Origin of the sequence: Pararoseomonas sp. SCSIO 73927 (assembly GCF_037040815.1) — a bacterium.
Classification (GTDB): Bacteria; Pseudomonadota; Alphaproteobacteria; order Acetobacterales; family Acetobacteraceae; genus Roseomonas.
Map to the genome: position 1 here is coordinate 16989 of NZ_CP146232.1, position 24771 is coordinate 41759.

Genomic DNA, 24771 nt, shown 5'->3' on the forward strand with positions numbered 1-24771 from the left:
TGCGCTGGCCGGCTGCTGCCCCCGAGAGGAGGAGAGGAAGGCCGCCTCTCCCGCCCCTCTCAGGCCGTGCGCCGCAGCCAGTCCGACGCCGCCGCGATGGAGCGCCGCGCCGCCGCGACGTGATCCCGCGCGCGGAGGAAGCCGTGCAGCGTGCCGGGGAATGTCGCCTCCTCCACGCCCACCCCGGCCCCGCGCAGGGCGCGCACCATGTCCCGGTTCTCGTCCGCGAGCACGTCCAGTTCCGCGATGTGCACAAGGCAGGGCGGCAGGCCGCGGAGGTCGGCGCGGATCGGCGCGGCGAAGGGCGAGGCCCGGTCCGCCGGGCGGGGCGCGTAGCAGTCCCAGTAGAAGCGCATCCGCTCCGCCGTCAGCCCGTAGCCCTCCGCGAATTCGGCGTAGCTGGCGCTGGCCATGCGGTCGTCGAAGACGCCGTAGTTCAGCAGCAGCCCGCGCAGCACGAGGCCGGGATCGGATTGCCGCAGCAGCAGCGCCGCGCCCAGCGCCAGGTTGGCGCCCGCCGAATCCCCGCCGAGCACGATGCGGGAGGGGTCCAGCCCCCATTTCGCGCCATGTGCGGCCAGCCAGCGCACCACCGCCGCCATCTCCTCCAGCGCCTGGGGGAAGGCCGCCTCGGGGCTAAGCGCGTAGTCGGGGCCGATCACGGCGCAGCCGGAGCCTTCGGCGTAGCGGCGCATCAGGGGGTCGTGCGTGTCCACGCTGTTCCACACCCAGCCGCCGCCGTGCAGGTACACCAGCACCGGCAGGGCGGTGTCCGTGCGCGGCCGGTGCAGGCGGCACAGCACGCGGCGGCCATTCGCCAGCACCCACCGGTCGGCGCTCTCGGCCATGCGCGGCTCGGGGCTGAACAGGGTCATGTTCAGCGCGTCGTTCACGGCGCGGGAGGCGTCCAGCGGCCGCTCCAGCCGCTGCGGCGGGTAGCCGGCGGCGCGCTCGTTCATCATGGCCGTGAAGGCGGCCATCTCGGGATCCAGGCGGGGGTCTTGCGGCATGAGGCCAGTTAGGGGCGGTTCGCCGCACGCCTCAAGGGGCACGTCCCTCCGCCGGGGCTTTGCCCGGTGGCGGCGGAGCGCTAGGGTGGGCGGGCGTGTCTCCGTAGCTCAGCAGGATAGAGCACGGGATTCCTAATCCCGGGGCCATGGGTTCGAATCCCGTCGGGGACACCATTTTCACCAGCTTCGGCACGCGGCAGCACCGGCCGTTCGGCGGCTTATGCCCCGTGGCGCCGCCCGGGCCGGCTATCTCCAGTACGAGTGGACCGGCAGCGCGAGCAGCCTCATCGACCGGCGCACGACAGCGTCGCGGCGGGCGTGGAGCGCCTCGGTCTCGCCGGCCTCCGGACGATGGATCTTCGCGTCCGCGCCGCGCTTCCCCCCCGGCAGGAGGAGCACCTCCGCACCGCCGCCGCGATCCGGTTCCAGGGCAGCAGGAGGGTGGTCACGAAAGCTGAGGCTGTGCCGTCCGCTCCCACCGGTCACGACAAGGACGGTACCGGCGCGGGATCCGGCCTCGAACCCAATCGCGAGCTTGCCGGCGCCGTTCCTGGGACCAGGCATTGCCAGGACGCGGGTGATCCTCGCGGTGTCGTCGAACGGCCTGCTCATCCCAGAATCTCCTGAGTCAGGAACGCCCCACCCGGTCCGGCCTATCCGTGCCTTCGCAAGGGTTGTGCTTCCAGCCGAACCGTTTCCCGCCAGCGGTCATTCCACTGCAACGCGCGAAGGGTCACCTCGTCCCGCGGCGCCAGGCGCTGGATCAGGACCAGCCCCACATCGCGCAGCAATGCCCGTGGCAGGTCCCGCTCGTTGAAGCGGGATACGAGATCCCCCAGCAGGATGTTCAGCTCCTCTTGCTCCCGTGGGCGCGAAGAGGCGACAAGGATCGTCATATCGACCTTTTTGGCGCTGCAGTTTCGTCGGAGGCTGCGCTCACCCTTGTGCGGTGCGGCAGAGCCCCAGGCCAGCTGTTCGGCTGCCTCGTCATACGCTAGGGCGGATCGGGGGCTGCCCACCAATCTTCTACAACCTCCGGTTGATCATATTTCGAGTATCACACCGTGAGAAGGGACTAAGTCACGATCACACAACTCTTGCGACAATTCTGTCGCGGGTTGGAAACGGCATCGCTGCTTCGGGGCGACGCGGGGGGCGGACGGAGGCAACGGCCGGCCCTGCACACCCGAACGCCGAAGCGCAACTCCAGCAAACACAGGTCCAACACGTCCGGCAATCTGCAGGGCAGCTCCATCCGGCGACCCAGTCCGGCACTCGGTCCGGCACCCGGCAGAGCGCCAATCCGCGTCGGATACACCTGCCCAGGCCGGCCAGGCTGTCATCGCGGGGACGGGCGAGGCGGGCGGCCAAGGCGTCGCGCCGGGCGCGCCTTTCCAATGGCCGGAGACTGTGGCTACACCCCGAGACCGAACGTCAATGATTCCGACGTATAATCGATGACAAGTGGGAATCCGCCAGCCAGGTGAGCTCCAGATCATCATGACATCCGGAGACCCGCCGCTTTCCGCCATCCTCCGCGCGATCGGAAGGCGGATCGAGGCCGGGCACCATCCCCCGAACGATGCGGCCCGCGCGCGCCACGCCGAGAGGCTGGACGAGATCGTCGGCCGAATGGCCCAGCTCCAGGCGAACCTCAGCGCCGTTCTCGGGGAGGAGCCGTCCCTGGTGCCCGGCCTGCCGCGCGACCTCGCGGCGGTGAGCGCGGAACGGGCCGACCGCGCCGAGGCTGCCCTGGCCGCCGCCGAATCCCTCGCCGGCGACGCGGCGCGCCGCAGGGCGCGGGGCGTGCTGCTGATGGTGTCGGGCGACCTGTCGGTGCTGGACCGTGTCGCGGCCCTGCGCGACGAAGCGGTCGCCTGCGCCCGGGCCGGGCGCCGGGCCTGGCAGCGCACCGGCGCGATCCTCGCCGGGTCTTCCGAGGAGATGCCGGTTCCGCAGGAGCAGCCTCTTCCGATCCCACTCCCCCCCAGCGGCGATGAGGAGTCCACGGTCCGCTCGCCGCTCCCGTCGGCCGCCCCCGTTCTACCCGCCGCCCTCCCGGAAACCGGGGCGAGCCAGGACGGTGCCGGCGCACCGCTTCCGGGCTTGCGGCGAATCCTGGCCAACAGCTTCCGGTTCGGCGAGGACCGGCTCCTCCTCGCCGGCCGCTACGAGATCCGCGACCTGATCGGGCGGGGCAGCTTCGGCACCGTGCTGGAAGCCTTCGACCAGTCCCTGGGGCGCCTGGTTGCGGTGAAGGTGATGGACATGGCCCAGGCCGCTTCCCCGGAAGACGCGCCGGAGCGCGCGGAACAGCATGAGAGGTTCCGCCGGGAAGCCCGCGCGGTCGGCCGCCTGTCGCACCCGGGGATCGTGCCCGTCTTCGACTTCGGCGAGGTTCCCGACGCCGCCTGGATCGTCATGGAACTCGTTATCGGGGAGACGCTGCAGGTGGCGCTCAGGCGCGACGGGCCGATGGTGCCGCCGGAGGCGCGCCGCATCGCGACGGAACTGCTCGAGGCCCTCTCCTTCGCGCATGGCCGGGGGATCGTCCACCGCGACGTGAAGGCGGCGAACGTGCTGCTCGCGGCCACCAGCGATCATGGCCACGGCGCCGTGCGGCTCGTCGATTTCGGCGTCGCGCGCCTGGAGGGCAGCCAGGCCACCCTCGTGGGCGAGATGGTCGGGACGCTGAGCACCATGTCGCCGGAGCAGGTGAGGGGCGGGCCGGTGGACCACCGGGCCGACCTCTGGGCCGCCGGGGTCGTGCTCTACCAGATGCTCACGGGGACGCGGCCCTTCGAGGGCACGTCCGCCGCCCTGATGAACGCCATCCTCACCGAGGATCCCGAACCGCCCTCACGGCGCGTCCCCGGGGTTCCGGCCGGCTACGACGCCGTGATCCGGCGGGCCCTCGCGAAGCCGGCCGAGGCGCGCTTCGCCAGCGCGGCCGAGTTCATCGCGGCGCTCAGGGAAATCGGCGCCACGCCAGCGGGTCCGGGGCGCGCCGATGCCGTGCAACGGGGGGGCTTCCTGGCGCGGTCGCTGCGGAGAGGTCTTGCCCGCGAGCCCTGAGCCGCGCCCGTGATGCGGCGCGGCGCCGGGCGCTTCCCGCGGCCCGCACGGCTTCGCCCCAATCACGCCCTCGGCCCGCCCCTTTCCCGCGGCATCTGCCGGTCCGCCGTGGTTGGGCCGGGAGGCGGCCCACGAAAGCAAGTCCCCAAGGGGCCGCTCCCCTGCACGACGCGGCCACGGCACCCCGCCCGGCAACCCGCCCCCCTCCCCGGCCCGTTCCCGACAGGACCCCACCAAGGGTGCCGGTGGGTGAGTAGGTCCCGGGGGCTGGTGCCCTCTTCTCCGGGACTGAAGCACCCCCCACGGGGCGGCGGCGCGGGACGGTGCTCAGCGCCGCGCTGAGGCACGCTCCCACTGGTAGATGGCCCGCTCGTTCTCGTGGTCGATGGCGAGCCGGAGGAGCGCCTCGGGCACCGGCTCCGAGAGGATGCCGTCATAGGCGCGATGCAGGTGCCGACGCATCCAGCCGTCGAGATCCACCTGCCGTTCCGGCGTCACGCCGGAAGGAGCTCCCAGGGCACCGAGGCCTGCTTCGGCGACGTCCAGTGGCATGGCGGGACCGCTCTCATTCCGGGGTGGAGAAGTAACCCTAAGCAATCAATCACGTTCAAGTGAAGAAAATTTTGCGGACTGATTCATAGTCGTCGCTCGAGGTCGAGATGCCGGTCCAAGTCGTGCCGGGCTGCCGAGCCCTGCCGGCCTAACGGGCCCGGCGGAAGAGAACCATCTCGCTTCGCCCCTAAGGCGTGTGGCCCAAGGCGTATGGGAGGAATCCAGGGATCAACAGATCCGGCGGGATCGCGATCGTGATCCCCGGCCGTCACGGATTCCCGCATTGAAGCACCCGCCCGGTCGCCGGCGCCCTCTGCTCCGGGCGGTCGCCGCGTGACCGCGCGGACTGGATCGCGCCTGAGCCGGGGAGAGTGGGATTGAGGGGACTACGAGTTCGATTGGCCTGCACCGCCGGCCTTATTGTTTTGTTCGCCATCATCGGGGATGCCGCCTCGGCCCGCACCTCGCAGCAAGGCCACCGGGCCGAGCTGCGTGAATCCGTTCAGCGCGGATCCGGCTATCACGTGGCAGGGCATCGGGGGCGCCCGCGCCACACGGCCGGCCGGCCGGCACGGCACACCTCCCCTCCCGCCGCATCGGCGGGCGCGGCGCACACCCAGCACGGGCACGCCTCCGTCTATGCACGCAGCCTGGCCGGCCGGCGCATGGCGGACGGCACCCGTTTCGATCCGGGCGCGAGCGTGGTGGCCAGCCGCACCCTCCCGCTCGGGAGCCATGCGCGGGTCACGAACCTGCGGAACGGGCGGAGCACCATCGTGCAGGTGCGCGACCGCGGCCCGAACCGGGGCCGCCGGATCCTGGACCTCAGCCCGGCTGTCGCCTCGCTGCTCGGAATGGCGGGCGGTGTGGCGCCCGTCGCGGTCACGCCTATTCTCGTCGCATCCCGCGCCGAGGCTGGGACTCCGGGCAGGCCGTGAGGCGCACAGGCAGTAGGGAGCGCGTGGGCAGACGTCTTCGCCCTCAATAAACCGGGCCGGCTTCGTCGTCCGGCCCGATCACGTCTCCTTGGTCAGCGGGGCCGACACGTTCCGGGCGGCGATTAGGCCTTCTAACCTGTCGCCCGCGCCGAAGTGCGCACGGCACGGAGGACTGGCCCCATTTCTGAGACCACCGGGCGCGCCCGCGCCACCCTCGGCCTCCTTCTCACCACCGTGCTGCTACCCCTGGCCGTGCTGGGCCTGGGCGTCTGGGAAGCGGCGCGCGGAGAGGCCGACCTCGCCGCGATGGAGTTGGACCGCGCCCGCGCGGCCAAGGCCATCGCGGTGCTGGAATCCCGACCCGCCCCGACGAACGGGCGCCCCGATTTTGGTGCGCAGTTCCGGCGCAACGGGCAGACCTATGTTGGTCCCCTGGCCCTGACCCAGGCGCGGGACGCGCTGGAGGACGCCGAGCGCGCCGTCACCCTCTCCCGCATCCGCGGCCACCTGCCGCCCGTGACGATGCTCTCGGGTGGGCTCGCCGCCGCGCTCTCGATCATGGTGCTGCTGGCGGCCGCGCTGCTCGGCCGGGCCGGGCGGGCCTCGCGAGAGGCGCTGCTGCGCGGCTTCTCCGTCATCCGCCGCGCCCTGCCCGGTGTGCTCGGCGCGCAGGTGGTGCTCGTCGCCGTCGCCGTGGTGGCGGTCACGGGCTTCGAGGCGCTGGGCATCCTGGAGGCCGGCAACCTCTCCTCGGGAGGGGCGAAGGTCCTCGGCCTCCTCGCCGTCATCATGGGGGCCAGCATCTGGGTCGCGGGGAAGGCCGTGGTCCAGCTGCGCCGGGCCATGGACCTCTTCACCCCCGATCCCCTGCCGATCCTCGGCCGCCCGGTCACGCCGGAGGAGGCGCCGGGACTGTGGCGCATGCTGGACGACCTCGCCGGCCGGCTGGGCGCGCTGCGGCCGGACAACGTGGTGGTGGGCCTGACGGGCGGCTTCTTCGTCAGCTCCGGCCCGAAGCTGCTGGAGCCCGGTGGCGCGTCGCTCGGCGGCCGCACCCTCTATCTGCCCCTGCCCTACCTGCCCCTGCTGCGGGAGGACGAGGTGGCGACCATCATCGGGCACGAGCTGGCCCATTTCTCCGGGGGGGACACGGAGTACAGCCTGCGCTTCGTCCCGATCTACGCCGGCGTCTCCCGCTCGCTCGACGCGGTGGTGACGGCGGGGCTGGACGCGGGCGGCACCATTTCGCCGCTGATCCGGCCGGCGCTGCGGCTCGGCGTCTTCGTCATGGACCAGTTCCACCACGCGGTGCGCCACTGGAGCCGCCTGCGCGAGTTCGAGGCGGACGCGGCCGGCGCCCGCGTCACCTCGGCGGACGCCGCCGCTCGCGCCCTGCTGCGCACCGCCGCCGCCCATCCCCGGATCGAGGCCGTGCTGGATTCCGCCGCCGAGACCCCTGCCGAGGCCCCGCCCGACCTGGTGGAGGCCACCTTCCGCCTCGCCTCTGAGAAGGGGCTTGAGGATCCCTCCCCCCACCTGGAGGAGGCGCAGCCCCACCCCACCGACACGCACCCGCCCACCCGCCAGCGCCTTGCCGCACTGGGCCGGGAGCCGGGCGCCGCCCCCCTGGCCGAGGCCGCGGAGCCCCCGCCCCCAGAGGCGATGGACCGCCTCGCCGCCCTCTTCGCCGCGCCGGACCGGCTCTGCCGCGACGCGACGGAGGATTTCCTGTCCATGGTCCACAGCAACATCCGCGCCCGGCGGAACGCTCTGGAGGAGGCGGCCGCCGGCGTCGCGCCCGAGGCGACGGTGCTGGGCGAGAACACGCGCGGCGGCGGCCTGTTCCTCATCGGGTTCGGCGCGGTCCTCCTCGCGGCCATCCTCTTCGTGCTGGCGGTGGACGTTCCCGGCGTCGGCCCGCAGGAGAAGGGGGTCATCTGCGTCACGGCCGCCCTCCTCGCCCTTGTCTTCCTCCTCGCGGGATGGCTCACGCTGCGGCGGCACGACCGCACCTTCCTCATCCTGCGCCCGGACGCCATGGAGATCCCCGGGCTGGACCGCCCGATCGCCTGGGCCGACATCGCGGACTTGGACATGACGATGGACCGCGGCTCGATCGTCACCCGGATCCTGCTGCCGCCGGAAGCGCCCTTCCCCGCCCGCCTGCCGAAGGCGCCGCGCCGGGTAAGGGCGGACCCGAAGCGGCGAATCGTCACGCTGGCCTCCGGCATGCCGCGCGGGATGAAGGTCGAGGGCTTCGCGGAGCTGATCGGCCGATACCGCCAGGCCGACCTCGCCCGCCGCCTGCTGGCCGAAGAGGAGGCGGGTGCGGCAGGGCGGAACGATGCCGAACATGTAACCAGCGTGTGACTTTGCACCCTCTTTCACGCGACTAGGATCGCCACCATGCAGACCCAGACCGAACCCCCGCGCCAGCTCACCCTTCCCCCGCAGGGCGGCGGCTGGCGGGAGACCTTCTTCTCCCTCCTCGGCACGCTGATGTTCGGCGCCATGCTCGTCGCGCTGTCGATCTACACCGTGCCGAACCTCGTCACGGACTGGCAGGTGCGCGACGCCGCCCAGCCCGTGGCCGATGGCCGCGTCTCCGAGGGCTCCTGCAGCTCCCGCCTGATGATCAACATCTGCGACGCCACCCTCTCCATTATGACGAAGACGGGCCGCGTCTCCCGCGACGTGAACTACATCTTCGCCGACGCCCACTCCGGCAACTACACCGTGACGGTCCTGGCCGATCCGGCGCGCCCGGAGCTGGCGACCACGGACATGGCGCTCGACAAGCTGTGGAACCGCACCATCACCCTGCTGATCGCAGGCGGCCTGCTGCTGGCAATGACGGTGGCGCCGATCATCGGCCTGTTCCGCAAGATGCGCGCGCGGCGGGAGGAGGCGGCGGCCTGACGGGCCGCCACTCCGGTTGACCCCCGTAACCCCGCGTGCCACGCCGGGAGCCATGCCCCAGCTTCAGGCCGCCCAGGTCCCTGTCACGCCCTTCCAACAGAACTGCGCCCTGATCTGGGACGCGGAGACCGGGCGCGGCACGGTGATCGACCCCGGCGGCGACGTGCCGCGCATCCTCGCCGCGCTGGACAGGGCGGGGTTCACGGTGGAGCGCATCCTCCTCACCCACGGCCACCTGGACCATGCCGGCGGCGCGGCGGAGCTGAAGCGAGTGCTGGAGGCGCGCCAGGGCGGCCCGGTGCCGATCGAGGGCCCGGACCGCCGCGACGCCTTACTGCTGGAGGGCCTGGCCGAGCAGGGCGCCCGCTTCGGCATTGAAGGGATGGAGGCCGTCACCCCCGATCGCTGGCTGGAGGAGGGCGGGACGATCGCCATCGCCGGCCAGGATTTCGCCATCCTGCACTGCCCCGGCCATACGCCGGGGCACCTCGTCTTCGTCGCCGCCGATCTCGGCTTCGCGGTGGTGGGGGACGTGCTGTTCCGCGGCTCCGTCGGCCGCACGGACTTCCCCTACGGCGATAGCGCCGCGCTGATCACCTCCATCCAGGACAAGCTCCTCCCGCTGGGCGACGGGATCCGCTTCCTCTGCGGCCACGGCCCCGGCTCCAGCTTCGGCGAGGAGCGCCGGTCCAACCCCTTCCTGAACGGGCGTGCCTGAGCATGAGCGACGTGATCGACAACACCGCCCGGCACCGCTTCGAGCTGGATGTCGGCGTCGGGGAGCCCGCCATCATCGCCTACGAGCGCGACGGCGACCGCATCGCCCTCGTGCACACGATCGTGCCGGAGGCGGCCTCCGGCCAGGGTGCGGGATCGCGGCTGGTGCGCGGCGCGCTGGCCATGATCCGGTCGCAGGGCCTGCGCGTGGTGCCCCGGTGCTCCTTCGTCGCCGCCTACATCGAGCGGCACCCGGAGGAGCGCGACCTGCTGGCCTGAGGCGCTGCAACAGAACGGAACGGCCCGCGTTGCACCGCACGCAATCCATTCCGTAAGGCCCGGCGCATGCGGCTCTTCAAGTGCCAGAACTGCGAGCAGCTCCTCTACTTCGAGAACACGCACTGCGAGCGCTGCAAGGACCGCCTGGGCTACCTGCCGGACGGCGCGGTGCTCTCCGCCATGGAGCCGGAGGGCGATGCCTGGAAGCCCCTGGCCGCACCCGACACGAGGCGCCGCTTCTGCGCCAATGCCGAGTTCGACGTCTGCAACTGGACCATCCCCGCGGACTCCCCCGACACCTACTGCGCGGCCTGCCGGCACAACCACCTCATTCCCGACACGACCGTGCCGGAGAGCATGCAGCGCTGGCGCCTGCTGGAACTGGCCAAGCACCGCCTGTTCTACACCCTCGTCCGCTTCTGCCTGCCTATGCGCACCCGCAACGAGGATGCCGAGGGCCTCTCCTTCGACTTCCTGGCGGACTCCCCGGACCCTAACGGCCCGAAGGTGATGACCGGCCACGACAACGGCCTGATCACCATCGCGCTGAAGGAGGCGGACGACGCCGAGCGCGAGCTCATGCGCAAGAACATGGGCGAGCCCTACCGCACCCTGCTCGGCCATTTCCGCCATGAGGTCGGCCACTATTTCTGGGACAGGCTGGTGCGCGATGGCGGCCAGCTGGACGCCTGCCGCGCCGTCTTCGGCGATGACAGCCAGGACTACAACGCCGCCCTGCAGGCCCACTACAACAGCGGCCCGCCGCCGGACTGGCAGGAGCACTACGTCAGCGCCTACGCCACCACCCACCCCTGGGAGGACTTCGCGGAGACCTGGGCGCACTACCTGCACATTGTGGACACGCTGGAGACCGCCGCCTCCTTCGGCCTCAGCGTTCATCCGCGCATCGACCAGACCGGCGACCTGCACGCCGTGATCGACTTCGATCCCTACAGGGAGCCGGACTTCCAGCGCATCATCGACGACTGGCTGCCGCTGGCCTTCGCGGTGAACAGCCTGAACCGCTCCATGGGCCAGCCGGACCTCTACCCCTTCGTGCTGTCGCCCGCGGTGATCGAGAAGCTGCGCTTCATCCACGGGCTGGTGCGGAACGGCGGCGTGCCGGCGTGAGGGTGGCCCCAGGGGGCGCTGCCCCCTGGACCCCCACCAAGGGCCTGAGGCCCCTGGACCCCCATCTGGCTGCCGCTGCACCGTCCTGACATGGTGTTTCTGCTTAGGACCTGATCCTGCCTTTGCAGTCGCCTGAGGTCATCGACCTCAGGCGCACCGTCAGCCAAGCCAGACCAACTCGAAGAAGAAGATGATGGAGAGGGGTCCGGGGGGAGGAAGCATGTCTTCTTCCTCTCCCCGGAACATCCCGTCAGCTCAAGCCCCGCCCCGCCGCAGGTCTAGGCTCCGCGGCGTCTCGCGCGAGACGGCCAGCGGCGGCTCCTCCATCGGCCCCGGCGTGTGCCCGAAGGGCTGGAACCGGATGCGGCGCCGTGCCTCCGCCTCGTTCGCGTTCACCGGCAGCGTCTCGTAGTTGCGCCCGCCGGGGTGGGAGACGTGGTGCGTCAGCCCGCCCAGGCTACGGCCGGTCCAGCGGTCGTAGATGTCGAAGACCAGCGGCGACTGCGCGCGCACGGTCGGGTGCAGCGAGGAGGGCGGGTTCCACGCCTTGAAGCGCACGCCCGCCACGTACTCGCCCTGGCGCTCCGTCGGCGTCAGCGGCACGGCGCGGCCGTTGCAGGAGAGGACAAGACGCTCCTCCACCCAGCCCGTGACCTTCGCCTGCACGCGCTCCGTGGAGCTGTCCACGTAGCGCACGGTGCCGCCGGCGGCGGGTTCCTCGCCCAGCACGTGCCAGGGCTCCAGCGCGTGGCGGATCTCCAGCCCCGTGCCGCGGACGGAGGTCTCGCCGATCTGGGGGAACCGGAACTCCAGGAACGGCGCGAACCAGGCGGGGTCCAGCGGGCAGCCCAGCATCGCCAGTTCGTCCAGCGCGTCGTGGAAGTCCTGCGCGACGAAGTGCGGCAGCATGAACTCGTCGTGCAGCCGCGTGCCCCAGCGCACCAAGCGGCGGTCATAGGGGGTGTCCCAGAAACCCGCGATGGCGGAGCGCAGCAGCAGCACCTGCACCGCCGACATGCGCGCGTGCGGCGGCATCTCCGCCGCGCGCCACTCCACCAGCCCCAGGCGGCCGGAACTGCTCTCCGGCGCGTAGAGCTTGTCCACACAGAACTCCGTGCGGTGGGTGTTCCCCGTCATGTCCACCAGCAGGTTGCGGAACAGGCGGTCCACCAGCCAGGGCGGCGTCTCCTCCCCCGCCTTGATGCGGGAGAAGGCCACTTCCAGCTCCGCCACGCTGTCCATCCGCGCCTCGTCCACGCGCGGGTGCTGGCTGGTGGGGCCAATGAACAGGCCGGAGAACATGTAGGAAAGGCTGGGATGGTTGTGCCAGAAGCCCAGCAGAGACTTCAGCAGGTCCGGGCGGCGCAGGAAGGGGCTCTCGGCGGGGGTCGCGCCTCCCATCACCACGTGGTTGCCGCCGCCGGTGCCGACATGGCGGCCGTCCAGCATGAATTTCTCCGAGGCCAGGCCGACCTGCCGCGCCTCCTCGTAGAGCTCCTCCGTGCGCTGCACGCCCTCCGCCCAGGAGGCGTAGGGGTGGACGTTCACCTCAATCACGCCGGGATCGGGCGTGACGGAGAAGCTCAGCAGCCCCGGGTCGCGCGGCGGCAGGTAGCCCTCGAGCACAACCTTGCGGCCCGTCTCGGCGGCCGTCGCCTCTACCGCGGCGGCGAGGTCCAGCCAGTCCACCGCCTCGTACAGAGGCGGGAAGAAGACGTGGATGATCCCGCCCCGCGCCTCCACGGTCATCGCGGTGCGGACCACGTCCGGGTCGCTCTTGCCGACCTCCGGCGGGCTCTGCGGCACCGGGCGGAATCCTTCCGCACCGCCGGCGTAGCTGGTGCCAGGGCCGTTGCCGGGCACGCGCTGGAAGGCTTGGAAGGGCGGAAGGGGCGCAGCTGCGACACAATCCGGCGTCACATGGTGAAGACCGGGCGCCGGGTGGTTGCCCATGGGACGCGCCAGGGCGGGGTGGGGCGGAAGCGGCGAGCGCGGCGCGAAGGGGTCCGCCTCCGTCTCGAAGGTGTTGGCCGCGTCCGTCTCCGACATCCATGGCAGGCTTTGCAGCGGCAGGCGGAAGCCGATGGCACTGTCCCCGGGCACGAGGAACAGGTGCTCCCCCCGCAGGAACCACCGCCCGGACTGCCAGCGCCGCACCCCGTCGCGCAGCACGCGGCGGATCGGCAGCACGCTGCCCACGGGGGAGGAAAGCCCCTGCCCGTACACGCGCGCCAACCGCGCCCGCTCCAACGGGTCGCGCAGCTTCGCGTCCTCCGCCACCACGTTCGCGGGCAGCCGGTACTCCCGCCACAGATAGTAGTGGATGTCCTCGTAGGCCGGCGTCACCAGCGCGGGGTCCACCTGCAACCGCTCCGCCAGCGCCCCGGCGAAGCGCGCCGCGTCCTCCGCCGTCGCGTCGTCCCTGTCGTCGTCGGAGGCCAGCAGCGATGGGTCGCGCCACACCGGCTCCCCGTCCTTCCGCCAGTGGCACATCAGCGCCCAGCGCGGCAGCTGCTCGCCCGGGTAGTGCTTGCCCACCGCGTACTGCAACGCCGCCCCCGGCGCCCAGCGATCCGCCAGCCGGCGCAGCAGCCGCCCGGCATAGGCGCGCTTGGTCGGGCCGAGCGCGGTGGTGTTCCACTCCGCGGCGTCCATGTCGTCCGCCGCGATGAAGGTCGGCTCCCCGCCCATGGTCAGGCGGATGCCGCCGGCCGCCAGCCTGCGGTCCACCTCCCGCCCCTGGGCGAGGATCGCCTGCCACTGGGCCTCCGTGTACGGCTTCGTGACGCGCGGCGTCTCCAGCACGCGCCGCACGCTCATCTCGAAGCCGAACTCCGTCTCCGCCGGCTCCACCAGCCCGGAGATCGGCGCGGCGGAGGAGGGCTCCGGCGTCGCCGCGAGCGGGATGTGCCCCTCGCCCGTCAGCAGGCCGGAGGTCGGGTCCAGCCCGATCCAGCCGGCGCCGGGCAGGTACACCTCCGCCCAGGCGTGCAGGTCGGTGAAGTCCTCCGTCGGCCCCTGCGGCCCCTCCAGCGGCTTCACGTCGGGCAGGAGCTGGATGAGGTAGCCGGAGACGAAGCGGGCGGCGAAGCCCAGGTGCCGCAGCGCCTGCACCAGCACCCAGGCACTGTCTCGGCAGGAGCCCTTGCACTGCCCCAGCGTCTCCTCGGCCGTCCAGACGCCCGGCTCCATGCGGACAACGTAGGACACCTTCCCCTGCAGCCGCTGGTTCAGCGCCACCAGCATGTTGACCGTCGCCTGCCCTTCGTGCTGCGGCGTCTCGGCGAGAAAGGCGGAGAGCAGCGGGCCGGCGGGCTCCACCCTGCGGAAGGGCGAGAGCTCCGATTCCAGCGTGGGGTCGTAGGCGAAGGGCCAGGCCTCCGCCTCCGGCTCCAGGAAGAAGTCGAAGGGGTTGATGGTGGCCATGTCGGCCAGCAGGTCCACCGTCACGTCGAAATGCGTCACCCGCTCCGGGAAGACCACGCGGGCCTGGAAGTTCCCCTGCGGGTCCTGCTGCCAGTTCACGAAATGGCCCGCGGGCTCGATCCGCAGCGCGTAGGAGAGGATCGGCGTGCGCGCGTGCGGCGCCGGGCGCAGGCGGATGACCTGCGGGCCGAGCGAGACCGGCCTCTCGTACTTGTAGGTGGTTCGATGCGTCAGGGCGACGTGCAGGGGCATGGGTCGGGCTTCACCGTCGTCAGTGCGCGAGGGGAACGGGGCGGCGCCATGCAAGCTTCACGCCCGTGGAGCTTTCGCGGGCGGCACCGCGGGAGGGCGGCTGCCGGGCCGGCCACCCGGCGGGGGCGCCGCCGCACCCGCCGGGTACGCCCTGCCCTAGCCCTAGGGGGCCAGCTTGTCCTGCGTGCGCGTCTCGAAGTCGCCCGCATCGTGCCGCTCGTGCAACTGGCCGGAGGGCTCGCCGGTCACGCGGTTCACCATGCGCCCGCGCTGCACCGCCGGCCGCGCCAGGATCCGGTCCGCCCAGCGCAGCACGTTGGGGTACTCGCCCGCGCCCAGGAACTCCGCCGCCGTGCCGTAGCTCCAGCCCTTCACCAGCCCGGCGTACCAGGGGAAGTTCGCCATGTCGGCGATGGTGTAGTCCGGCCCCGCCACGTACTCGCTTTCGCCCAGGCGCGTGTCCAGCACGTGCAGCAGGCGCTTGGTTTCCATGGTGAAGCGGTCGATCGCGTACTCGATCTTCACCGGCGCGTAGGCATAGAAGTGCCCGAAGCCGCCGCCGAGATAGGGCGCGCTGCCCATCTGCCAGAACAGCCAGGAGAGGCACTCGGCCCGCGCAGCCCCGCCTTCCGGCAGGAAGGCCCCGAACTTCTCCGCCAGGTACATCAGGATCGCGCCGGATTCGAACACGCGCACCGGCTCCGGCCCGCTGCGGTCCATCAGCGCCGGGATCTTGGAGTTGGGGTTCACGCCCACGAAGCCGCTGCCGAACTGGTCACCATCGCCGATCTTGATCAGCCAGGCGTCGTACTCGGCACCCGCATGCCCGAGGGCCAGCACCTCCTCCAGCATGATCGTGACCTTCTGCCCGTTGGGCGTGGCCAGGGAGTAGAGCTGCAGCGGGTGGCGCCCCACCGGCAGCTCCTTCTCGTGCGTGGCCCCGGAGATCGGGCGGTTGATGTTGGCGAAACGCCCGCCATTCCCGGGGTTCCAGGTCCAGACCGCCGGCGGCGTGTAGTCGGCCATCTCTCGTATCCTTCCGAGTCTCGGTTGCCGGGAGACTAGGCGCCTCCCGGGGCCGCCGCAGCCCGCCCCGGCCTTCAACCGCCCGCGAGCGCCGCCCCTCCCCGGCCCAGTGCTCCCCCGGCCCAGTGCTCCCCCGGCTCAGTCCTCCCCGGCCAGGAAGTCGAAGTCCACGCCCTTGTCGGCCTGCATCACCGTGTCATGGAACAGCTTGGCGTATCCGCGCTTCGGCGCCGGGCGCGGCGGCTGGAAGCTGGCGGCACGCCGCTCCAGCTCCGCCTCGTCCACCAGCAACTCGATGCGGCGGGCCACCGTGTCCAGCCGGATGCGGTCGCCGGTGCGCACCAGCCCGAGCGGGCCGCCCACCGCGGCCTCGGGCGTGATGTGCAGGACGATCGTGCCGAAGGCGGTGCCGGACATGCGGGCATCGGAGATGCGGACCATGTCCTTCACCCCGGCCTGGGCCAGCTTGCGGGGAATAGGCAGGTAGCCCGCCTCCGGCATCCCCGGCGCGCCCTTCGGCCCGGCATTCTGCAGCACCAGAACGTCCTCGGCCGCCACGTCCAGCTCCGGGTCGTCGATGCGGTTCGTCATGTCCTCGACGCTGGTGAAGACGACGGCGCGGCCCTCGTGCTGGAGCAGGGCCGGCGTGGCGGCCGCGTGCTTGATCACGGCCCCGCCGGGGCAGAGGTTCCCGCGCAGCACGGCCATCCCGCCCGTGGACTTCAGCGGGCTGCTCCGCGGCCGGATCACGGTCTGGCCCGGCACGTCCTCGGCCAGCTCCAGGTAGTCGCGCAGCGTCCCGCCCAGCACCGTCGGCGCACCGAGGTCGAGGAAGGGCTCCAGCTCCTGCAGCAGGCGCGGCATGGCGCCGGCATGGTGCAGGTGCTCCATGTAGTGGTCGCCGCTGGGCTTCAGGTCCACCAGCACCGGTACCTCGCGCCCGATCGCGTCGAACTCCTCCAGGTCCACCTCCAGCCCCGCGCGCCCGGCCATGGCCGCGAGGTGGACGAGGCCGTTGGTGGAGCCGCCGATGGCCTGGAGCACCACCATGGCGTTGCGAATGGAGGCGCGCGTGACGAGCGCCTTCGGTCCCGGCCCCTGGCGCCGCGCCATCTCCACCGCCACCCGCCCCGTCGCCTCGCCGCAGCGCAGCCGCTCCGCGTGCGGGGCGGGGATGGCGGCGGAGTAGGGGAGCGAGAGGCCCATCGCCTCGATCATGCAGGCCATGGTGCTGGCGGTGCCCATCACCATGCAGGTGCCGACGGAGGGCGCGAGCCGGCCGGAGATGACCTCGATCTCCGGCTCGTCGATCTTGCCGGCCCGGTGCTGGCCCCAGAGCCTGCGGCAATCCGTGCAGGCGCCCAGCACCTCGCCCCGGTGATGCCCCACCACCATCGGCCCCACCGGCAGCACCACGGCCGGGATGCCGGCGGATGCCGCCCCCATGATCTGCGCCGGCAGCGTCTTGTCGCAGCCGCCGATCAGCACCACCGCGTCCATGGGCTGGGCCCGGATCATCTCCTCCGTGTCCATGGCCATGAGGTTACGCAGGTACATGGAGGTGGGGTGGGAGAAGCTCTCGTGGATGCTGATGGTCGGGAAGGCCATGGGCAGCCCGCCGGAGAGCATGACGCCGCGCCGCACCGCCTCGATCAGCTGCGGCGCGTTGCCGTGGCAGGGGTTGAAGTCGCTCGCCGTGTCCGTGATGCCGATGATCGGCCGGTCCAGCGCGTCGTCCGAGTAGCCCGCCGCCTTGATGAAGGCCTTGCGCAGGAACAGCGAGAACCCCGCATCCCCGTAGCTCGTCAGTCCCTTGCGGAGCCCTTGCGCCATCTTCCCCGTTCCCGTCCCTCGCGGCCACCGGCCGGTCCTCGCATGAGCCGTTTCCCGCACCGGCTTGTCAACGGAGCCCGCCTTGCGCCCCCTTTCCCGGATCGATATAGCCGAATGGGAACAACGCCAGGCTCGCCCATGCGTCGCCACCTCCTCCGCGCCATCGCCGCCGCCGCCCTCCTCGCGGCCACCGGCCTTCCCGCCCGCGCGCAAGAGGGGCCGACCGTCTTCGCCGCGGCCAGCCTGACGGACGCGATGCGGGCGCTCGGCCAGGCCTGGGCCGCCAGGGGCAACCCCGCCCCGCGCTTCTCCTTCGCCGCCTCCTCCGCCCTCGCCCGCCAGATCGAGCAGGGCGCGCCCGCCGACCTCTTCGCCAGCGCCGACGAGCCCTGGATGGACTACGCCCAGGAGCGGAACCTGATCGTGAACGAGACCCGCGTTTCGCCGCTCGCCAACGCGCTGGTCCTCGTCGCCCCGGCCGACAGCCGGCAGGCGCCGGTCACCATCGGGCGCGACACGGACCTCACCGCCATGCTGGGCGCGAACGGGCGGATCGCGACCGGCGATCCCTCCAACGTCCCTGTCGGCCGGTACGCGCAGGCCGCGCTCACCTGGATGGGCCAGTGGGACGCGCTGAACCCCCGCATCGCCCGCGCCGACAACGTCCGCTCCGCCCTTCTGCTGGTGGAGCGCGGCGAGGCCCCGCTCGGCATCGTCTACGCCACCGATGCCGCCGCCTCCCGCGGGGTGAAGGTGATCGGCACCTTTCCCGCCGGCAGCCACGAGCCCGTCACCTACCCCTTCGCCCTCACCCGCCGCGCCGCGGACAACGCCGCCGCCCGCGCCTTCCTCGCCTTCGCCACCGGCCCCGAGGCCGCCGAGACCTACCGCCGGCTCGGCTTCGGGCTGCGCGGCGGGTAGGTGCTGACGCCCGAGGAATGGGGCGCGGTCCGGCTCAGCCTCTCCGTCGCCCTCCGCTCGGTCGCCTTCGGCCTCCCGCCCGCGGTGCTGGCGGCCTGGCTCCTCGCGCGCGGGCGCTTCCCCGGCCGCGCGCTGCTGGACGCGCTGGTGCACCTGCCGCTGGTGATGCCGCCCGTGGTCGTGGGCTGGCTCCTCCTCGTCACCTTCGGCGTGCGCGGCCCGGCGGGCGCGCTGCTGAACGAGTGGTTCGGGGTCCGCCTCGTCTTCACCACCGCCGGCGCCTCGCTCGCCACCGCCGTCATGTCCTTCCCCCTCATCGTGCGCGCCGTGCGCCTCTCGCTCGACGCGGTCGATCCCGGGCTGGAGGCGGCGGCGCGCAGCCTCGGCGCCGGTCCGATCGACCGCTTCGTCACCGTCACCCTGCCGCTGATCGCGCCGGGCATCCTCTCCGGCGCCATCACCGCCTTCGCCGCGGGGCTGGGGGAGTTCGGCGCCGTGATCACCTTCGCCTCGAACATCCCCGGAGAGACGCAGACCCTGCCGCTGGCCATCTACAGCGCCACCCAGACACCGGGCGGGGAGGCGACGGCCGCGAAGCTCGCCGCGGTCTCCCTCGTCCTCGCCGTCGCCGGCCTCCTGCTGGCCGACCTCGCCGGCCGCCGCCTCGCCACCCTCATCGGCCGCGCCCCGCGCTGATGCTGGACATCGCGCTGCGCCACCGCTTCCCCGGCTTCGCGCCCGGCTTCACGCTCGACGTCGCCTTCGCGGCGCCCACACCCGGCGTCACCGCCGTCTTCGGCCCCTCGGGCTGCGGCAAGTCCACCCTCCTCGCCGCCGTCGCCGGCCTGCTGCGCCCGGCGGAAGGCCGCGTGGCCCTGGACGGCACCGTGCTGCTGGACACCGCCGCGCGGGTGGAGATCCCCGCCGAGCGGCGGCGCTGCGGCGTGGTGTTCCAGGATTCCCGCCTCTTCCCGCACCTCTCCGTGGAGACGAACCTGCGCTACGGCCTGCGCCGCGCCCCGCGGCACGCGGAGGGGCCGGGCTTCGGGGAGGTGGTGGACCTCCTGGGCATCGCGCACCTCCTCTCCCGCCGCCCCGCCGCGCTCTCGGGCGGGGAGAGGCAGCGCGTCGCCCTCGGCCGCGCCCTCCTCTCCCGCCCGCGCCTGCTCCTGATGGACGAGCCGCTGGCCGCGCTGGACGCCCCCCGCCGCGCGGAGGTGCTGCCCTTCCTCGCCCGCGTCCGGGACCGCTTCCGCGCGCCGGTCCTCTACGTCACCCACGCGCTGGACGAGGTGGACCGCCTGGCCGACCACCTCGTGCTGATGGAGGCCGGCCGCGTCCTGGCCGCCGGCACGGTGGAGGCACTCTCGACCCGCGCGGACCTGCCCCTGCTCGCCGCGCGGCGCGATGCCGGCGCCCTCCTCCCGTGCAACGTGCTGGAGCACGATCCCGCGCGCGGGCTGACCCGGCTCCGCTTCCCCGGCGGGGAGCTGCGCGTGCCCCTGCGCGAGGAGCCGCCCGGCACGGGGCTGCGCGTGCGCGTGCGGGCGCGCGACGTCTCCGTGGCCACGGAGGAGCCGCGCGGCCTCTCCGTGCAGAACGTCCTGCCCGTGCTGCTGGAATCCCTCGGCCCCGCCGCGCCGCACGAGGCGATGCTGCGCCTCCGCGCGGGGGAGGCCGTCCTCCTCGCGCGCGTCACCGACGACGCCGTGGCGCGCCTCGCGCTGCGGCCCGGCCAGCGCCTCTGGGCGCTGGTGAAGTCGGCCGCCTTCGCGGCCGCCAACCCCGCACAGGAGAACCCGCCATGAAGCTGTCCGCCCGCAACGTCCTGGCCGGAACCGTCGTCGCCGTCACCAAGGGCCAGACCACCGCCCATGTGCGGATCGAGGTCGCCGGCGGCGCCACGATCACCGCCTCCATCACCAACGAGGCGGTGGACGCGCTGGAGCTGAAGGTCGGCGACGAGGCCTCCGCGATCATCAAGGCCTCCGACGTCCTTGTCGGGAAAGGCTGACCCGCCCCTCCCCGCCCGCTTGCGCGGCGCCGCGAGTGGCGCCGCGCGCCCCGGCCCGGTAGGATCGTCGCAGGTCCCGCCCGTCCCTTCATGACGGCACCGCCCCGGCCAGGGGCGCGCCGGCGGGGCGGATGGGGGGCTGAGGCACAGATGGCGCTGGTGAAGACAACCGAGCTGGCCGGGCGCGCGTCCGCCCGCGCCGCCGCGCCGTCCCCCCCGCCCTCCTCCGTGACGCCCGTGCCTGCCTCCCACACGCCAGCCCCCGGGCCGGCGGCTTCCCAGCCCCTGCCCCCGAGCCAGCGCCGCGCGCAGGAGCGCAGCCGCGCCCGGCGGGAGAAGGCGGCCGAGCGCATCGGCGCGGCGAGCGAGGAGCTGGCCGCCAGCATCACCCAGGCCGCCGCGGCCGCCGAGGAGCTGGGCCGCGCCCTGGCGCAGATCTCCTCCGCGGCGGAGGAGGCGGCCGGCGCCGCGCAGCAATCCCAAGGCAACATCGAATCCCTCGGCGCCGTCTTCGCCGGGGCGCGCGACCGGGCGGAGGAGTCGCAGCGCGGCACCGGGGCGCTGCAGGTCGCACTGGCCGAGCTGGGCGCGGGGATCGAGGCCACGGCCGCCGCCGTGGAGGACAACGCCGCCCGCCAGCTCCGCTCCGTGGAGGTGGTGGCGGCGCTGGAGGCGGGCGCCGCCCGCATCGGCGAGATCACCGCCACCGTCGGCGACATCGCCGACCAAACGAACCTCCTCGCCCTCAACGCCGCCATCGAGGCCGCGCGCGCGGGCGATGGCGGCCGCGGCTTCGCCGTGGTGGCCGAGGAGGTGCGCGCCTTCGCCGAGAGCTCGGAGGCCAGCGCGCGCGAGGTGCAGGCGCTGGTCGCGGCGATCGGCGCGGAGGTGCGCGACGTCGCCGCCCGCATCCGCGCCGCCGCGGCCTCGGCGGAAGGCCAGGCGCGGGAGGGCCGCTCCACCGTCCTCGCGCTGGAGGAGGTGCGGGGCGCGATGGACGACATCGCGAAGGGCGCCCGCGCGATCCTCGCGGCCAGCGTGGAGGCCGAGGGCGCGGCGCGTGAGGCGCAGCGCGGCGCCGAGGGCGTGGCGAGCGCCGCCGAGGAGCAGTCCGCCGCCACCGCGGAGGCGCAGCGCGCCGTGCAGCAGCAGGGTAGCGCGCTGGACGAGAGCCAGCGCACCGCCCAGACCCTGGCCGCGCTGGCGGAGAGCCTGCAGGCCGGCAACACCGCCTCCGCCGAGGCGGTCGCCTCCGCCGCCGAGGAACTCTCCGCCACGGTGCAGGAACTCTCCGGCGCGGCCGGGGAGATCAACACGGCGCTGGACCAGATCGGGCGCGGCGCCGCCATCCAGGCCGCGGCCACACAGCAGGCTGCCGCCTCCATGGCCGGGATCGAGCGCGCCGCCGCCGGCACCCGCGCCGCCGCCGCCGCCGCCGCCGCGCGGCTGGCCGAGCTCGCCCCCCGGCTGGAAGGGGGCCGCACGGCCCTCGCGACCCTCGGCGGGGGCATGGCGGCCGCCCTGGTGGAGACGCGGGCGCTGGCCGCGCTGATCGGCGGGCTGGAGGCGTCCGGCCGCCGGATGGAGAAGATCGTGGACTACATCGCGCTGGTGGCCGTGCAGACGAACATGCTCGCCGTCAGCGGCTCCGTGGAGGCCGCGCGGGCGGGGGAGGCGGGGCGCGGCTTCGCCACCGTCTCCACCGACATCCGCGCCCTGGCCCGCGACGCCGCGGCGCAGGCGGACCGCATGAAGGACGTGGTGCGCGACCTGCGCGACGGCGCGATGCGGGTGCGCGCCGAGCTGGAGGCCGTGGCCGCCGCCGGCGAGGGAGAGGCCGGGAAGGGCCGCGCCGTCCAGGGCCGCCTGGCCGCCGCCGCCGCCGGGCTGGGCGCGCTGCGCGCCGGCTCCGGCGAGGTCCTTGCGGGGACGGAGCGGGTGCTGGACGCCGTGCAGGAGGTGCTCTCCGGCACGCGGCAGATCGCCGCGGCGGCCGATGCGGCCAGCGCCGCCGCCGCCCAGGCCTCCACCGCCGCCGGGGAGCAGGCCCGCGGCGCGGAGGACCTGGCCGCCGCCATCGAGGAGATTGCGAGCCTCGCCGACGAGCTGCGGCTGGCGGAAGGCTGAGCGGGTGGCCGGGGCGGAGGTCCTGACCGTCCGCGCGGGCGGGGAGGCGCTGGCGCTGCCCGCCCCCCTGGTGCGGGAGGTGCTGCGCCCCGCCCCGCTCACCCGGATCCCCCACGCTCCGCCGGCCCTGCTCGGCCTCTCCGGCCTGCGCGGCGCCGTCATGCCCGTCCTCTCCCTTGCGCGCCTGCTGGGCAAGGAGGAGGGCGCACCCTCCCCCGCCGCGCGGGTGGTGGTGGCAGGAGGGGAGGCGCCCTTCGGCTTGATGGTGGAGGAGGTCTCTCGCCTCGGCCCCGCGGGGGAAGCGCGCGCCATCGACCTGCCCGCCCTGCTGGCCCGCGACTTCGGCGCGGCCCGCTCCCCGGCCGCACTACGTCCTTCCGCCACCCCCCGCCCCGCGCCGGCGGCGGAGCCGGAAGGTTCAAGTGTCGCGCTCCTCGCCTTCACCCTTGCCGGCCGGGACCATGCCCTGCCACTGGAGCGGGTGCTGGAGGTGGCGCGCCTGCCCGTCGAGATGACGGCCCTGCCCCGCACGGAGGAGGCGATGCTCGGCGTCGTCCCCTTCCGCGGCGGGCTGCTACCCCTCGTCTGCCCCCGCGCGCTGCTGGGGCTTCGGCCGGGGCCGGGCGCGGGCCTGGCGGGGGCGCGGCTGGTGGTGGTGCGGCTGGGGCACCTCCCCGTGGGGCTGGTCGTCGATTCCCTGCGCGCCGTCCTGCACCTGCCGCCATCGGCCCTTGCCCCGGTGCCCGCGATCCTCTCCCGCGGGATGGGGGAGGCGCGGGTGGAGGCGATCGCGCGGACCGGCGATGGCCGGCTCGTCACCGTCCTCTCCCCGGACGGCCTCTTCGACGAGGCGACCACGGCGCGGCTGCTCGCCGGCGCCCGCCCGGAAGGGGACGTGGCGCCGGAACTGGGGGCGGCGGAGCGCTTCCTCCTCTTCCGCCTGGGCGGGGAGAGCTACGGCCTGCCCGTCGCGGCCGTGGAGGAGGTGGCGCGCCGCCCGAAGCGCCTGTCCCGCCTCCCCCGTGCGCCGCGCTTCGTCGCCGGCGCCATGACGCTGCGCGGCACCGTCCTGCCCGTCATCGACGGGCCTCTCCGCTTCGGCGCGCGTGCCGAAACGGGCCTTGCGGGCCTCGTCGTGGTGATCGGGGCGGGCGGGATGCGCGCCGGCCTGGCGGTGGACGCGGTCTCGGAGGTGCTGCCGATCGCCACCGCGGAGATCCACCCCGCCCCGGCGCTGCCCCCCGGCGGCGCGGATGCCTTCGCCCGCGTGGCGCGGGTGGGGCCGGAGGGCCGGATGCTCCCCCTCGTCGATCCCCACCGCCTGCTGGAAGCCGCCGGCCACGACCTGCTGGCCGCCGCGGCCGGGGGCGGCGCGGAGGCGGGAAGTGGCACGAAGGCTGGGCCCGCCCCGTGACGCGCGTCCTCGTCGTCGATGATTCCGCGCTGATGCGCCGGCTGCTGGGCGGGGTGCTCCGTGCCGGCGGCTTCGAGGTGTCCTTCGCGCGGGACGGGGTGGAGGCGCTCGAGGCGATCGCCGCGGACCCGCCGGACGTGGTGACGATGGACGTGCAGATGCCCCGCATGGACGGGCTGGCCGCGCTCGACCGCATCATGCTGGAGCATCCCGTGCCGGTGGTGATGCTCTCCTCCCTCACCGATGCGGGCGCGGAGGCGACGCTGGAAGCGCTGCGCCTGGGCGCGGTGGACTTCCTTCCCAAGCCCGCCGGTGCCGCCTCTCTCTCCATCGACGAGCTGGCGCCGCTGCTGCTGGAAAAGCTGCGCGCGGCCGCGGGCGCGCGGCTTCGGCGAAGCCACCGGCTGACGGAGCGCGTGCGGCTGCGCGCCGGCCTGCCCCCCGCGCCGCGCCCGGCCGCCCCTGCCCTCCTCCACGCCCCGGCCCAAAGCCCCATCCCGGCCGGGCTGCCCGACGCGGTACCGCCGGGCGACCCGCCGGGGATCGTCCTCGTCGGCTGCTCCACCGGCGGCCCGCCGGCGCTGGACGCGCTGCTGGAACCCCTGCCCGCGAACTTTCCCTGGCCCGTGGTGATCGCCCAGCACATGCCTGCCGGCTTCACCGCCGCCCTGGCCCGGCGGCTGGACAAGAACTGCGCCCTGGCTGTGGAGGAGGTCTCCCGCCCCGTCCGGCTGCTGCCCGGCCACGCCTATATCGGGCGGGGCGATGCAGACCTCATCCTCGGGCGCCGCCCCGCGGGGGTGGTGGCCATGGCCGCCCCGTCCGCCCCGGAGCACCGCTGGCACCCCAGCGCGGACCGCTTGGTGGACAGCGCCCTGGCCCTGATGCCCGCCGAGCGGCTGGTGGGCGTGCTGATGACGGGGATGGGCGACGACGGCGCGGCCGCCATGGCCCGGCTGCGCGCCGCCGGCGGCCACACGGTGGCGGAGGCGGAGGAGACGGCGGTGGTCTGGGGCATGCCCGGCGCGCTGGTGCGGGCGGGCGGCGCCTCGGCCGTGGTCCCGCTCGGCGGCATCGCCGCCGCGCTGCGGGGGTGGCTGGCGTGAGCGGCCCCACATCCGGTCCAGCGGCTGGTCC

General features: G+C 73.6%; 21 protein-coding genes and 1 tRNA gene. 15 read left to right on the plus strand and 7 right to left on the minus strand.

The genetic code is table 11. The features are described from left to right. Positions 1 to 59 precede the first annotated feature (59 nt). The gene (locus VQH23_RS00110) at positions 60 to 1010 is read right to left on the minus strand and encodes an alpha/beta hydrolase (protein WP_338663578.1); all 951 of its coding nucleotides are present in this window, start codon (positions 1008 to 1010) and stop codon (positions 60 to 62) included. 97 nt (positions 1011 to 1107) lie between these two features. Between VQH23_RS00110 and VQH23_RS00115 the strand changes: the two genes are divergently transcribed. Then, positions 1108 to 1184: transfer RNA gene (locus tag VQH23_RS00115), tRNA-Arg, on the plus strand. A gap of 72 nt (positions 1185 to 1256) precedes the next feature. On the opposite strand, the gene VQH23_RS00120 is transcribed toward VQH23_RS00115, so the two are convergent. Further along, entirely contained in the window at positions 1257 to 1622 is a 366-nt protein-coding gene (locus VQH23_RS00120; RefSeq protein WP_338663579.1) for a hypothetical protein, read from the minus strand. Between the two features lie 41 nt (positions 1623 to 1663). Continuing rightward, a complete protein-coding gene (locus VQH23_RS00125) occupies positions 1664 to 1906 on the minus strand; it encodes a hypothetical protein (protein ID WP_338663580.1) in 243 nt (80 codons plus the stop codon). A gap of 604 nt (positions 1907 to 2510) precedes the next feature. Between VQH23_RS00125 and VQH23_RS00130 the strand changes: the two genes are divergently transcribed. Then, entirely contained in the window at positions 2511 to 4085 is a 1575-nt protein-coding gene (locus tag VQH23_RS00130; RefSeq protein ID WP_338663581.1) for a serine/threonine-protein kinase, read from the plus strand. Positions 4086 to 4412: 327 nt separating this feature from the next. Here the strand turns inward: VQH23_RS00130 and VQH23_RS00135 are convergent, their stop codons facing one another. Next, positions 4413 to 4637: a hypothetical protein gene (locus VQH23_RS00135; protein WP_338663582.1), complete on the minus strand. Its 225-nt coding sequence runs from the start codon at positions 4635 to 4637 to the stop codon at positions 4413 to 4415. A 425-nt stretch (positions 4638 to 5062) separates the two neighbouring features. Here VQH23_RS00135 and VQH23_RS00140 point away from each other — a divergent pair, with 425 nt between their 5' ends. From VQH23_RS00140 to VQH23_RS00165, 6 genes are all read left to right on the plus strand, one after another. Further along, positions 5063 to 5575, plus strand: a complete 513-nt coding sequence (locus VQH23_RS00140) for a septal ring lytic transglycosylase RlpA family protein (RefSeq protein WP_338663583.1) — start codon at positions 5063 to 5065, stop codon at positions 5573 to 5575. Positions 5576 to 5809: 234 nt separating this feature from the next. Beyond that, the gene (locus VQH23_RS00145) at positions 5810 to 7945 is read left to right on the plus strand and encodes a M48 family metallopeptidase (RefSeq protein ID WP_338663584.1); all 2136 of its coding nucleotides are present in this window, start codon (positions 5810 to 5812) and stop codon (positions 7943 to 7945) included. Between the two features lie 36 nt (positions 7946 to 7981). Then, positions 7982 to 8494 (plus strand): hypothetical protein, encoded by a 513-nt coding sequence (locus VQH23_RS00150; RefSeq protein WP_338663585.1) that lies wholly within the window; start codon positions 7982 to 7984, stop codon positions 8492 to 8494. Between the two features lie 52 nt (positions 8495 to 8546). Further along, positions 8547 to 9212, plus strand: a complete 666-nt coding sequence (locus VQH23_RS00155) for an MBL fold metallo-hydrolase (RefSeq protein ID WP_338663586.1) — start codon at positions 8547 to 8549, stop codon at positions 9210 to 9212. A 2-nt stretch (positions 9213 to 9214) separates the two neighbouring features. Next, positions 9215 to 9490, plus strand: coding sequence for a GNAT family N-acetyltransferase (locus VQH23_RS00160; protein ID WP_338663587.1), 276 nt, complete (start codon positions 9215 to 9217; stop codon positions 9488 to 9490). A 66-nt stretch (positions 9491 to 9556) separates the two neighbouring features. Further along, positions 9557 to 10621: a putative zinc-binding peptidase gene (locus tag VQH23_RS00165; RefSeq protein ID WP_338663588.1), complete on the plus strand. Its 1065-nt coding sequence runs from the start codon at positions 9557 to 9559 to the stop codon at positions 10619 to 10621. Between the two features lie 255 nt (positions 10622 to 10876). On the opposite strand, the gene VQH23_RS00170 is transcribed toward VQH23_RS00165, so the two are convergent. From VQH23_RS00170 to VQH23_RS00180, 3 genes are all read right to left on the minus strand, one after another. After that, positions 10877 to 14299, minus strand: a complete 3423-nt coding sequence (locus VQH23_RS00170; protein ID WP_338663589.1) for a transglutaminase family protein — start codon at positions 14297 to 14299, stop codon at positions 10877 to 10879. 162 nt (positions 14300 to 14461) lie between these two features. After that, on the minus strand, positions 14462 to 15325 hold the full coding sequence (gene yghU / locus VQH23_RS00175) for a glutathione-dependent disulfide-bond oxidoreductase (RefSeq protein WP_338663590.1): 864 nt from the start codon (positions 15323 to 15325) through the stop codon (positions 14462 to 14464). A 138-nt stretch (positions 15326 to 15463) separates the two neighbouring features. Continuing rightward, a complete protein-coding gene (locus tag VQH23_RS00180) occupies positions 15464 to 17158 on the minus strand; it encodes an IlvD/Edd family dehydratase (RefSeq protein ID WP_338663591.1) in 1695 nt (564 codons plus the stop codon). 138 nt (positions 17159 to 17296) lie between these two features. Here VQH23_RS00180 and modA point away from each other — a divergent pair, with 138 nt between their 5' ends. The 7 genes from modA to cheB all read left to right on the plus strand — a co-directional run bounded on the left by modA (position 17297) and on the right by cheB (position 24740). Further along, positions 17297 to 18079, plus strand: coding sequence for a molybdate ABC transporter substrate-binding protein (gene modA, locus VQH23_RS00185; protein ID WP_338663592.1), 783 nt, complete (start codon positions 17297 to 17299; stop codon positions 18077 to 18079). Then, positions 18080 to 18775 carry a molybdate ABC transporter permease subunit gene (gene modB, locus VQH23_RS00190; RefSeq protein WP_338663593.1) on the plus strand — a complete coding sequence of 232 codons (696 nt, stop codon included), beginning with the start codon at positions 18080 to 18082 and terminating at the stop codon, positions 18773 to 18775. Further along, entirely contained in the window at positions 18775 to 19887 is a 1113-nt protein-coding gene (gene modC, locus VQH23_RS00195) for a molybdenum ABC transporter ATP-binding protein (protein ID WP_338663594.1), read from the plus strand. Before modB ends, modC begins: the two co-directional genes overlap by 1 nt. Next, a complete protein-coding gene (locus VQH23_RS00200; protein ID WP_338663595.1) occupies positions 19884 to 20093 on the plus strand; it encodes a TOBE domain-containing protein in 210 nt (69 codons plus the stop codon). Before modC ends, VQH23_RS00200 begins: the two co-directional genes overlap by 4 nt. Before the next feature lie 159 nt (positions 20094 to 20252). Further along, entirely contained in the window at positions 20253 to 22220 is a 1968-nt protein-coding gene (locus VQH23_RS00205; protein WP_338663596.1) for a methyl-accepting chemotaxis protein, read from the plus strand. Then, entirely contained in the window at positions 22180 to 23634 is a 1455-nt protein-coding gene (locus VQH23_RS00210) for a chemotaxis protein CheW (protein ID WP_338663597.1), read from the plus strand. Before VQH23_RS00205 ends, VQH23_RS00210 begins: the two co-directional genes overlap by 41 nt. Continuing rightward, the gene (cheB, locus tag VQH23_RS00215; RefSeq protein ID WP_338663598.1) at positions 23631 to 24740 is read left to right on the plus strand and encodes a chemotaxis-specific protein-glutamate methyltransferase CheB; all 1110 of its coding nucleotides are present in this window, start codon (positions 23631 to 23633) and stop codon (positions 24738 to 24740) included. The genes VQH23_RS00210 and cheB overlap by 4 nt, the downstream gene beginning before the upstream one ends. Positions 24741 to 24771: the final 31 nt, after the last annotated feature.